Origin of the sequence: Ideonella sp. BN130291 (assembly GCF_036231905.1) — a bacterium.
In the GTDB taxonomy this organism is placed as follows: Bacteria; Pseudomonadota; Gammaproteobacteria; order Burkholderiales; family Burkholderiaceae_C; genus CAMLIZ01.
The window spans coordinates 424,400-435,499 of sequence record NZ_JAZARE010000006.1; the positions used below are offsets into that span (position 1 = coordinate 424,400).

The following is an 11,100-nucleotide window of genomic DNA, read 5'->3' on the forward strand; positions in this document are numbered from 1 at the left end:
CGCCTCGGCGCTCGAGCGGCAAGCGCTCAGCCGCGCGGCGCCTCGCGCAGCAGCAGGACCGAAAAGCGCGAACCCTGGCCCGGCGTGCTGTTCACCTCGATGCGGCCACCCATCAGGTCCACCAGCCGGCGCGTCACCACCAGGCCGATGCCGCTGCCCTCGACCCGGCTGCGCTCGGCGCCCAGGCGGTTGAAGGGCTCGAACAGATGCTCTCGTTGCGCCGGCGTGAGGCCGGGCCCGGTGTCACGCACGCTGATGCGCAGGTGCGGGCCTTCCACGCACCAGGCCACCGCGGCTTCGCCACCGCGGTGGTTGTACTTCACCGCGTTGGACAGCAGGTTCACCAGCACCTGGCGCAGGCGCAGGCCGTCGGCCCACAGTTGCGCCGCCGGGTCGCCCTCGTCGCAGCACAGGGCCACGCCGGCGTCGCGCGCCGCCGTCTGCAGCAGCGCGAAGGCATCGTCCACCACCGGCGCCAGCGCCAGCGACTCCATGTGCACGGCGAGCGCACCTTGCTCGATGCGCGCCAGGTCCAGCACGTCGTTGATCATGCCCAGCAGGTGCTGGCCGGCGCGCTCGATGTGCACCACATGCTCTTGCTGGCGCGGCGCCAGCGGTTCGCCCGGATTCATGCGCAACAGCTGCGCGAAGCCCAGCACCGCGTTGAGCGGCGTGCGCAGCTCATGGCTCATGCGCGAGAGGAACTCGGTCTTGGCCCGGTTGGCGCGCTCGGCCGCCTGGGCCGCCACGCGGGCATGCTCCAGCTGGCGGCGCTCGCTCACGTCTTCCAGCGTGGAGACGATCTTGTGCGGGCTGCCGTCGGCATGGCGCAGCAGCGCCACGGTCAAGCGCGTCCACACCGTGCTGCCGTCCGGCCGCAGGTAGCGCTTGTCCAGTGCGTAGTCCGTCACCTCGCCGTCCAGCAGGGCCTGCAGGCGCTGCACGTCGGCCGCCAGGTCGTCCGGATGGGTGATCTCGTGGAAGCGCAGGCCGCGCAGCTCGTGCGCCGGCCGCCCGAGGATCTGGCACTGGCGCTGGTTCACCTCCAGGAACCGCCCTTCGAGATCCACCTGCGCAAAACCCAGCGGCGCCCGGTCGAAGGTGGCGCGGTACAGCGCCTCGCTGTCGCGCAGCGCCTGCTCGGTGCGGCGGCGCTCGCGCTCCACCTGCACCTGGCCCATGATGGAGCCCACCGTGGCAAACAGCGCCTGCAGGTGGGTGATGAGCGCCTGGTCATATCCGCCCGGGCGGTTGGCCAGCCCCACCAGGCCGACCAGCACGCCGCCCTGGTGCAACGGCATGCCGAGAAAGGCGCGCATCGGGGGATGGCCGGGCGGCAGCCCGCCGCGCCGCGGGTCGGTGGCCGGCTCGTTGGCGATCACCGGCTCGCCGCCGAGCACGGCCGCACCGAACAGCGTGTTCATGTTGCGGAACTCGATGCCCGAATCCTTCTGCGCCTCGAAGAGCGCGCGCGTGGCATCGTCCCAGGCGATGTTGGTGAGCGTGAAGACCTTGAGGTAGGGCTGGCCGGAGGGCTCGCGCCACACCTCGGCGATGAAGCCGTATTCGCTACCGGTGAGCGCCAGCAGCTCGGGCAGCAGCCCGTCGAAGACCTGCCGAGGCTCCACGCCGCGGATGTACTGCGCCTGCAGCCGGGTGATGACCACGCCCAGGTCGGGCAGGCCAGGGTGCACGGAATCGGTCATGTGCCCGCATCGTGTCACAGAAGCCGCGCGGCGGGCAGCCGGGCTGTCATCGATACCGCGCCGGTGCGGCGTGCTGCACACTGGGCCAACGAGCCCTTGTGAAGGAGTTGCCGATGACCGTTCTCCGTCGCCGCGCCTGCTTGGCCTTTGCCGCATCCGCCCTGCTGCCTGCGCTGGCCCACGCGCAGGCCTCCTGGCCCACCAAGCCGGTGCGCATCGTGGTGCCGTTTGCCGCCGGTGGCACCACCGACATCCTGGCCCGCGCGCTGGCGCCCGAGCTGCAGCGGGTGTTCGGCCAGCCTTTCATCGTGGACAACAAGCCCGGCGCGGGCGGCAACGTGGGTGCCGCAGACGTGGCCAAGGCCGCACCCGACGGCCACACCCTGCTGATGGGCACCGTGGGCACGCATGGCATCAATGCCTCGCTGTACCCCAGGCTGCCTTACGACCCGGTGAAGGATTTTGTGCCGGTGACCCTGGTGGCCGGCGTGCCCAACGTGCTGGTGATGAACCCGGCCAAGGCGCAGCAGTACGGCGTCCACAGCGTGCCGGACCTGATCCGCTACGCCAAGGCGCACCCGGGTCAGCTCAACATGGCCTCCAGCGGCAACGGCACCTCCATCCACCTGGCCGGCGAGCTGTTCAAGAGCATGACCGGCACGTACATGGTGCACTTCCCGTACCGCGGCTCCGGCCCCGCGCTGATGGACCTGGTGGGCGGCAGCACCGACCTGATGTTCGACAACCTGCCCTCGGCGCTGCCGCAGATCAAGGCCGGCCGGCTCACTGCGCTGGCCGTCACCAGCGCCAGCCGCTCGCAGGCCGTGCCGGACCTGCCCACCGTGGCCGAAGCCGGCGGGCCCGCGCTCAAGGGCTACGAAGCCAGCTCCTGGTTCGGCCTGCTGGCCCCTGCCGGCACGCCGATGGACGTGGTGACCCGGCTGCAGCAGGAGACCGCCAAGGCGCTGGGCGCGCCCGCGCTGAAGGAGCGCCTGCTGGCCCAGGGCGCCATCCCGAGCGGCATGACCAGCACGGAATTCGCGCGCCACATCGCGGCCGAAACGAAGAAGTGGGCGCAGGTGGTCAAGACCTCCGGCGCCAAGGTGGACTGAGGCCTGCTCAGCCGGGCGGGCGCGTGGCGGCCAGCCCGTCCAGCGGCTCGGGCGCCGCGACCGCATAACCCTGGGCGTAGTGCACGCCCAGCTCGCGCAGCACCTGCACGTCAGCGGCATCCTCGGCGAACTCGGCCACCGTCTGCAAGCCCATCAGGCAGCCGATCTGGTGGATCGACTTCACCATCTCGCGGTTGACCGCATCGCCGGCGATGCCGCGCACGAACAGGCCGTCGATCTTGAGCACGTCCACCGGCAGGCGCTTGAGGTAGGCAAACGATGCCAGCCCGCTGCCGAAGTCGTCCAGCGCAAAACGGCAGCCGCGTTCGCGCAGCCGCGCGATGAACTGCTGCGCCGTGGCCAGGTGCGTGATCGCGGCGGTTTCGGTGACCTCGAAGCACAGCAGGCCCGGCGCCACCGCATGGCGGTCCAGCAGTTGCTCCACATGGCCCAGCAGCGCCGGATCGCCGATGCTGTGGCCCGACAGGTTGATCGAGCAGCAGCCCACCGCCCCGGCGGGCTGGCGCTGCAGCCAGCGCAGGGCGTGTTCGATGACCCAGCGGTCCACGCGGCTCGCCAGGTGGTAACGCTCCACCGCCGGCATGAAGGCCGCGGGCGGCGCCATCTCGCCATGCTCGTCGATCAGGCGCAGCAGCAGCTCCACGTACAGGCCCTGGCGCGGCAGGCCCGGCTGCAGGGCCTCGATGCGCTGTGCGTAGAGGCAGAACCGGTTCTCGTCGAGCGCGCTCTCGATGCGGCTCACCCATTGCATCGCGCCATAGCGGCGCGCCAGCTCATGGTCGTTGGGGTCGTACACCTGGATGCGGTTGCGGCCGCTGTCCTTGGCCATGTAGCAGGCCCCGTCGGCCGCCTGCAGCAGCGCGTCCACGCTGGCGCTGAAAGCGTCGATCCCCGCCAGGCCGATGCTCACCCCGATGCGGAAGCTGCGCTCGCCCCAGATGAAGCGGTAGTCGTTGACCAGCTGCTGCAGGGCATCGGCGTGCAGCGCGGCATCCGGCAGCGCCAGGTCCCGCAGCAGCAGGCCGAACTCGTCGCCGCCCAGGCGCGACAGCATGCTGCCGTCGGGCAGGTGCGCCAGCAGGCGGTGGGCGAGCTGGCGCAGCAGCTCGTCGCCGGCGGCATGGCCGCAGGTGTCGTTGACCACCTTGAACTCGTCCAGGTCCAGGTACAGCAGCACATGGCGGGCGGCGTGCTCGTGCGCATGGGCGATGGCCTCGCGCAGCGCACGCTCGAAGCTGCGCCGGTTCGGCAGCCCGGTGAGTTCGTCCTGCGTGGCCTGGCGCGCGATCTCCTGCGCCAGCCGGCGCTGCTCGGTCACGTCGCGGAAGACCAGCACCAGCCCTTGCGGCTCGCCCTGCGCGTCGCGGATGGGTGCCAGGCTGTGTTCGATGGTGGCGAAGCGGCCGTCGCGCTGGCGCAGCGCGCCGAAGCGGGCGGCGCCGCCCACGCTGGCATCCGCGGGCGACAAGGGCAGGGGCTGCGCGCCCTGTTCGTCGAACAGCGTCACCACATCGGGCAGCGGCCGGCCCACGGCTTCGGCCAGCGGCCAGCCGCTGAGCGCCTCGGCCACCGGGTTCACATAGTCGATGAGGCCGTCGGCGCCGGTGGTCACGACCGCATCGCCGATCGAATTGAGCGTGACCTGCAGGCGCTCCTTCTCGTGGAACAGCGCCGCTTCAGCCTCGCGCCGCGCGCGCATGAAGCGCACCCGGTCCAGCGCCACCGCGACATGGCCGGCCACCGCATTGAGGTAGTCGATCTGCCAGGGCGCCGGCTCGCGCACGCCCTCTTCGTTGAAGGTGCCCAGGCCCATCGTGCCCACACGCTGGTCGGCCAGGAACAGCGGCACGTTGATGATGGTGCGGTTGCCCAGCGCCTTGACGATCTGCTTGTTGGTGCGCGGATCGGTGCGGGCGTCGGCCACCACCACCACGTGGTCGGCCGCAACGATCTCCTCCATCATCGCGTCGCCCTCGATCGGCACGTCGGTCAGCTCGTTGATGCTGGGATCGGCCGCCTCGGCCACCAGGGTGACGATGTTGTAGCTGCGCTGGCTGTCGTTGAGCAGGCCGAACCACACCGAGCGGTAGCCGAACACGAGCTGGAACTCCTGCTGCAGCGCGTCCAGCATGTGGGCCAGGGTCCAGGCCCGCTCCAGGCGCTTGCACAGCCGCAGCAGCGAATCGGTCGCCAGCCGCGCGCTGTCGGTGGAAAGCGGTGGGGCGATGTGCATGGTGGGCCGGCCAGTATGCGGGAGCCGGCCTCAGCGCGCGGGCCTGGATTTCACGGAGTGTGAACGGTGTGCCGCTCAGGCCGCTTCGAGCTGCTGCGACACCTTTTGCGCCGCACGCAGCACCAGCGCTTCATCCAGCGGCACCTGGGGCGCCACCCGCGCCACCACGTCCGGCAGGGTCTGGGGCGCGGCCAGCAGCGCATGCGCCACCGCCGACAGCGCGGCCACGCCACGGCGTGGCACCGACATCGGCAGGTCCTCGCCCGCCTGGATGCCCACATGGTGGCGCACGCTGGCCACCGCCGCCGGGCCGAGGCCCCAGCTTTCGCACAGGGCGGAGCCGAGCGCGTCATGGCTGACGCCGAAACCGACATGCTCCAGCTGCACCAGCTCGGTGTCGGTGGTGGCCGCGCGCAGCATGGAGCGGTAGTGCTCCAGCGAGTGGCGCAGCAGCACCGCCTTGCCGCATTCCTCGAACAGGCCGGCGGAGTGCGCGGCCCAGGCGTCCACGCCCAGCTGCTGCGCCATGCGGCCCATGATCAGCCCGCGCCGGCTGGCCCGCTCCCACAGCGGGTCCAGTTCGGGCGCCGGCGGGAAGGCCGCGCGCAGCCCCATCTCGAAGGTGATGGCGGCCACCTCGCGCATGCCCAGGTAGGTGACGGCCTGCTGCACGCTCTGCACCCGGCCCTTCAGGCCGTAGAGCGAGGAGTTCACCGCCTTCAGCACCGCGGCGGCCAGCGCCATGTCGGATTCGATCAGCGTGGAGGCGGCCTGCAGATTGATGTCGTCCTCGGCCAGCAGCAGCGACAGCTTGACCAGCGCCTCGGGCTGGGCCGGGATGTCGATCTCGAGGGAGCGCAGATCGGGGTCGACGGGCATGGGCGGACTCGTGGCAGGTTGAGCGACGACCCATGCTACGCCGTGCCTGCGCGCGGCTAAGCCCGAATAAGGCCGTCGTAACCTGTCTTCAAGATCAATGCGCCCACCACCACGATGAACACGATGCGCACGAAGCCGGCGCCATGCTTGAGCGCCAGCCGGGTGCCCAGCAGGCTGCCCACCACATTGGTGACCGCCATCACCGCGGCCACCTGCCACCACACGTGGCCCTTGAAAGCGAACAGCGTGAGCGCGGCGGTGTTGGTGGCGGTGTTCAGCAGCTTGGCGCTGGCCGATGCGTGCAGGAAGTCATAACCCAGCAGGCGGACGAACAGAAAGACGAAGAAGCTGCCGGTGCCCGGGCCGAAGAAGCCGTCGTAGAAACCCACCGTGGCGCCCACCCCGGTGGCGACCAGCGCCTCGTGGCGGCCGGCAAAACGCGGCGTGTGGTGCTGCCCCAGGTCCTTGCGCCAGAGGGTGTACAGCAGCACCGCCAGCAGCACGAAGGGCAGCGCCTTGCGCAGGCCGTCAGCACTGATCTGGGTGACGGTCCAGGCGCCCAGGAAGCTGCCCGCCAGTGCCGCGACCACGGCCGGCCACAGCGCTGCCCAGCGCAGGCTGACCTTGCGTGCGTATTGCAGCGTGGCCCAGCCGGTGCCCCAGACGGCCGCGCCCTTGTTGGTGCCCAGCAAGGTGGCCGGCACGGCCTGCGGATAGACGCTGAACAGCGCCGGCGTGAGCACCAGGCCGCCGCCGCCCACGATGGCATCGATGAAGCCGGCCAAGCCGGAAGCCGCTGCGACCAGGAGGAGTTCGAACATGGAGACCCGGAAAAAGAAAGGCACCCGACAAGGGGTGCCTTTGAATTCTGACATCCGCCCGCTGTGCATCAGCGGTGCAGGTCATGTCTTGTCTGTTCGAGTTGCTGCTGTCTCCTCAGTCCCCCGTCCGGCGGCTGCGCCCCAGAAGAGGGCAACCGCTGCGAGTGGGCGCACTCTAGGGGAGCGCCTCACGCACGTCATCAGGGCTTTCCCGTGGCTCACACCGGGCAGTTGGCATCCCGGCGGGCCCGCTCCGCATCGCGGCGCTGCTGGTTGAGCCGCTCCATGGTCACCGCGTTGGCACCGGCGCGCTGCTGGACCTGGATCTGCCGCAACTCCTCCACCAGGGCGGCGCAGCGCTGCTGTTGTTGCTGCTCTTTCTGCCCGGCGTCCGCCTTGCGCTCCACCCGTTCGGGCGGAGGCGCGTCGTTGACCGGCGGGCGGGCGGCGCGTTGGCCGGCCGCGCCCGATTCCTCCTGCTGGCGGGCCAGTGCCTCCAGCATCACCGCGGCCTGGGCGGCCCGCTGCTTTTCCACCACGCAGTCGGCTTCCACCGCGGCACGGACTTCGGGCGCGGTGCCGCGCCGGCTGTACACGTCGCCAACCAGCCGGCGCTCCGGGGGTGTGCCGGCCGCCGCGGTGGACGCTTCCTCGGTGACGCCGGCCTCGCGCTGCCACACCAGCTTCTGGGCGGCGGCGCCGCGGCGCGAACAGTCCGCGTCAAGGACCGGCCGGGCCACCGTGGGCGACGGCGCCGCCTTGCCCACCACCTTGGCGGGCTGGCCGCTGTCACAGGGGCGGTCCTGGTAGGCGTTGCCGCAGCGGAACATGTTCTGCGCCAGCACCGGGGCCGCGAGACCGAGGCCGAGCGCCAGCACGGCGGCGTTTTTCACCAGAGGACGTGGCATGCGGTGGGTCATTTGGATGCGGTTGTTGTGGGCCGTTGGCCTTTGGCCAGGCGCAGGCGCTCGGCCATGCAGTTCTGCTCCACCGCCGAACGCTGCTGGGCGGCATCGCCCTCCTGGCGGTAGACCTCGCTGATGAGGCGCTTCTCGGCCACGCTGCGGGTGCCGGCCAGCTGGTCGTCCTCGGTGCTGCCTTCCTGGCGCTGGCTGATGATCTTCTGGGCGTCCGCGCCCCGGCGCTGGCAGGCCGCATCCACCGTGCGGCGGGTGGCCACGGCCTTCTGCTCCTGCGTGCGGGCGACCAGCCGGCCCTCCTGGCCGGCGCACGGCCGGTCCTGGTAGACGCGGCCGCACTTGACGGCCTTGGACTCGGCCGCGGCCGGCCCGGTGGCCAGGCCGGCAAGCAGCAGGGTGGCGGCCAGCAGGCCGGGACGGCGCAAAAAGGGGGTGGTCATGGACAGGTGCGCGCCCCGAGGCGCGACGGCGGATGGACCAGGGCCGCCATCGTAGAAGCCGCCACGCGCCGCTGCGCCCTGTTCCGGCCCGCCAACCCGCCAGGTGCGGGCTTCCTTCACGACTTCAGCCGGCGGCCGCCAGGATCCACTCGGCCGCCCGCTCCGCGATCATCAGCGTGGGCGAGTTGGTGTTGCCGCTGGTGATGGTGGGCATCACGCTGGCGTCCACCACCCTCAAGCCGGCCACGCCGCGCACCTGCAGCCGCGCGTTCACCACGGCGGCGGGGTCGTCGTCGCGGCCCATGCGGCAGGTGCCCACCGGATGGAAGATGGTGGTGGCGATGTCGCCGGCCAGGCGCGCCAGCTCCTCGTCGGTCTGGTACTGCAGGCCGGGCCGGTATTCCTTGGGTTCGTAGCGGGCCAGCGCCGGCTGCGCCACGATGCGCCGGGTCAGGCGCAGGGATTCGGCGGCGACGTGCCGGTCTTCGGGCGTCGAGAGGTAGTTGGCGCGGATCAGCGGGGCGGCATCGTGCGCGGGCCCGGTGATGTGCACATGGCCCCGGCTGGTCGGGTTGAGGTTGCAGACGCTGGCGGTGAAGGCGTTGAAGTTGTGCAGCGGCTCGCCAAACGCGTCCAGCGACAGCGGCTGCACGTGGTATTCCAGGTTGGGCCAGGTGTGTTCGGCCGAGCTGCGGGTGAAGGCGCCCAGCTGCGAGGGCGCCATGCTCATCGGCCCGCTGCGGCTGAGCGCGTACTGCAGCCCGATCAGTGCCTTGCCGACCAGGCGGCTGGCCATGGTGTTGAGCGTCTTCACGCCCTGCACCGTGTAGACCGCGCGGATCTGCAGGTGGTCCTGCAGGTTCTGGCCCACGCCCGGCAGGTGGTGCACCACGGGCACGCCATGGCGCTGCAGCAGCTCGGCGGGCCCGATGCCCGACAGCTGCAGGATCTGCGGCGAGCCGATGGCCCCGGCGCTGAGCACCAGCTCGCGCGAGGCATGCACCGTCTCCACGCCATGCGGCGTGACCACCTCCGCCCCGGTGCAGCGCAGGCCGCCGTCGGCGCCCGGCTCGACCAGCAGGCGCTTCACATGGGCGCCGGTCCACATCTCGAAGTTGGGGCGGCCGAAGCAGGCGGGCCGCAGGAAGGCCTTGGCCGTGTTCCAGCGCCAGCCGCCGCGCTGGTTGACCTCGAAGTAGCCCACGCCTTCGTTGTTGCCGGCGTTGAAATCCTCGGTGTGCGGGATGCCGGCCTGTTGCGCCGCCTGCGCGAAGGCGTCCAGGATGTCCCAGCGCAGGCGCTGCTTTTCCACCCGCCATTCGCCGCCATGGCCGTGCAGGTTGGCGAAGCCGGCGCTCGCCGTGCCGGGCTTGTCCAGGCGCCAGTGGTTCTCATGGCGCTTGAAGTACGGCAGGCAATGCTCCCAGCGCCAGTTGGCATCGCCGGTGAGCTGGGCCCACTGGTCGTAGTCGCGGCTCTGGCCGCGCATGTAGATCATGCCGTTGATGCTGGAGCTGCCACCCAGCACCTTGCCGCGTGGATAGCGCAGGCTGCGCCCGTTCAGGCCCGGGTCGGCATCGGTCTTGAACAGCCAGTCCGTGCGCGGGTTGCCGATGCAGTAGAGATAACCCACCGGAATGTGGATCCAGTGGTAGTCGTCGTGGCCGCCGGCTTCCAGCAACAGCACGCGCCGCGACGGATCGGCGCTCAGGCGGTTAGCCAGCAGGCAACCGGCGGTGCCGGCGCCCACGATCACGTAATCGAAGGTCGGTACCGCGGCAGCGTTCATGGGCCGATGGTAAGGGCCGCCGTGGCGCAACCAGTTACACAAAACCCCCATCGGCCCCCACAAGTGGGGGCATGTCCACGCCGGGGCGCCTTGGAGAATCGGCGCGCACAAGAAGTCATTGGGAGGAACGGGATGATCGACGACACGCTGCAGGCCGTAGCGCAAGCATTGGGCGTCCCGCTCGGCGCACCGTTCACCAGCCAGGCGCGCCTGTACCACCTGGAAGCCGCTGGCGAGCACGCCGCACTGGCCTCCCAGCTGCTCGTCGAAGCCTGGACCATGGACGAGGCGCTCAACGCGCTGTACGAACTGGTCATCACCTGCGTCTCGGCCAACGCCCACATCGACCTCGACGTCCTGCTCGGCCGCCCCTTGCGCCTGCGCACCACCCTGGCCGACGGCAGCGTGTGCTGGCGCAGCGGCTATGTGTCCTGCGCCGAACAGCTCGATTGCGACGGCGGCCTGTCACGCTACCGCTTCACGCTCGTGCCGTGGAACTGGCTGATGTCGCAGATGCGCGATAGCGCGATATGGCGCGAGCGAGCCTTCAGCAACGTCATCGACGACCTGTATGGCGCCGCCCATCCGCTGGCCCACTGGCGCTGGAGCCCGGAGGCCGAAGCCTTCATCGCCCAGGGCGACCAGGGCCAGCCGCGCCCGAGCATCGCCCAGTACCGCGAGAGCCACTTCGACTTTGCCGCCCGCCTGCTCGCCGCCGAAGGCCTGAACTGGCGCTTCGAAGAGGTGGACGACGCCCCGCTGCACCACAGCCAGGTGCTGTTCGCCGACAGCGCCAGCGAACAGGCCTGCCCCGAAGACCCCACCAGCGCCGCTGCAGGCGGCATCCGCTTCCACCGTGCCAACAGCCAGGAAACCAGCGATGCGATCCAGGCCTTCGGCAACAGCCTGGTGCTGAACCCGGCGGTGACCACCGTGCTGAGCTGGGACGCGCTGAACAAGCGTGTGACCGCACGCACCGTGCCGCTGGCCGAAGCCTTCAACGACAGCGCGCCACGCCTGGAACGTTTTGAGCCGGCCCGCCACCACCGCGATGCAGCCGCGGCCGACCACGACGCCCGCATCCGGCGCGAAGCCCTCGAATGCCGCGACCGCCTGTACCTGGGCCGCTCCACCGTGCGCAGCCTGCGCGCGGGCACCACGTTCAGCCTGCGCAACAGC

Annotated in this window: 9 protein-coding genes; 2 read left to right on the forward strand and 7 right to left on the reverse strand. The window is 70.7% G+C overall.

The genetic code is table 11. The features are described from left to right. Positions 1-26 precede the first annotated feature (26 nt). Complete coding sequence (locus VPH43_RS15695; RefSeq protein ID WP_328578656.1) at positions 27-1,706, reverse strand: ATP-binding protein; 1,680 nt, start codon at positions 1,704-1,706, stop codon at positions 27-29. A gap of 113 nt (positions 1,707-1,819) precedes the next feature. Between VPH43_RS15695 and VPH43_RS15700 the strand changes: the two genes are divergently transcribed. Further along, positions 1,820-2,818 (forward strand): tripartite tricarboxylate transporter substrate binding protein, encoded by a 999-nt coding sequence (locus VPH43_RS15700; RefSeq protein ID WP_328578657.1) that lies wholly within the window; start codon positions 1,820-1,822, stop codon positions 2,816-2,818. Positions 2,819-2,825: 7 nt separating this feature from the next. Here VPH43_RS15700 and VPH43_RS15705 read toward each other — a convergent pair whose 3' ends face one another. The 6 genes from VPH43_RS15705 to VPH43_RS15730 form a co-directional block, all read right to left on the reverse strand. Further along, on the reverse strand, positions 2,826-5,072 hold the full coding sequence (locus tag VPH43_RS15705) for an EAL domain-containing protein (protein WP_328578658.1): 2,247 nt from the start codon (positions 5,070-5,072) through the stop codon (positions 2,826-2,828). Between the two features lie 75 nt (positions 5,073-5,147). Next, the gene (locus tag VPH43_RS15710) at positions 5,148-5,951 is read right to left on the reverse strand and encodes an HDOD domain-containing protein (RefSeq protein ID WP_328578659.1); all 804 of its coding nucleotides are present in this window, start codon (positions 5,949-5,951) and stop codon (positions 5,148-5,150) included. A gap of 56 nt (positions 5,952-6,007) precedes the next feature. Next, a complete protein-coding gene (locus tag VPH43_RS15715) occupies positions 6,008-6,772 on the reverse strand; it encodes a TSUP family transporter (RefSeq protein ID WP_328578660.1) in 765 nt (254 codons plus the stop codon). Between the two features lie 218 nt (positions 6,773-6,990). Further along, a complete protein-coding gene (locus VPH43_RS15720) occupies positions 6,991-7,680 on the reverse strand; it encodes a hypothetical protein (protein WP_328578661.1) in 690 nt (229 codons plus the stop codon). Positions 7,681-7,688: 8 nt separating this feature from the next. Then, complete coding sequence (locus VPH43_RS15725) at positions 7,689-8,132, reverse strand: hypothetical protein (RefSeq protein ID WP_328578662.1); 444 nt, start codon at positions 8,130-8,132, stop codon at positions 7,689-7,691. Positions 8,133-8,256: 124 nt separating this feature from the next. After that, on the reverse strand, positions 8,257-9,921 hold the full coding sequence (locus VPH43_RS15730; RefSeq protein ID WP_328578663.1) for a GMC family oxidoreductase: 1,665 nt from the start codon (positions 9,919-9,921) through the stop codon (positions 8,257-8,259). 132 nt (positions 9,922-10,053) lie between these two features. Here VPH43_RS15730 and VPH43_RS15735 point away from each other — a divergent pair. Continuing rightward, positions 10,054-11,100, forward strand: a 1,047-nt coding sequence (locus tag VPH43_RS15735; protein ID WP_328578664.1) for a type VI secretion system Vgr family protein, incomplete at its 3' end; no start/stop codon positions are given.

Excerpts from the sequence above, each read along its gene's own strand:
- VPH43_RS15695 (WP_328578656.1), bottom strand. The coding sequence starts at position 1,706 with ATGACCGATTCCGTGCACCCTGGCCTGCCCGACCTGGGCGTGGTCATC.
- VPH43_RS15700 (WP_328578657.1), top strand. The coding sequence starts at position 1,820 with ATGACCGTTCTCCGTCGCCGCGCCTGCTTGGCCTTTGCCGCATCCGCC.
- VPH43_RS15705 (WP_328578658.1), bottom strand. The coding sequence starts at position 5,072 with ATGCACATCGCCCCACCGCTTTCCACCGACAGCGCGCGGCTGGCGACC.
- VPH43_RS15710 (WP_328578659.1), bottom strand. The coding sequence starts at position 5,951 with ATGCCCGTCGACCCCGATCTGCGCTCCCTCGAGATCGACATCCCGGCC.
- VPH43_RS15715 (WP_328578660.1), bottom strand. The coding sequence starts at position 6,772 with ATGTTCGAACTCCTCCTGGTCGCAGCGGCTTCCGGCTTGGCCGGCTTC.
- VPH43_RS15720 (WP_328578661.1), bottom strand. The coding sequence starts at position 7,680 with ATGCCACGTCCTCTGGTGAAAAACGCCGCCGTGCTGGCGCTCGGCCTC.
- VPH43_RS15725 (WP_328578662.1), bottom strand. The coding sequence starts at position 8,132 with ATGACCACCCCCTTTTTGCGCCGTCCCGGCCTGCTGGCCGCCACCCTG.
- VPH43_RS15730 (WP_328578663.1), bottom strand. The coding sequence starts at position 9,921 with ATGAACGCTGCCGCGGTACCGACCTTCGATTACGTGATCGTGGGCGCC.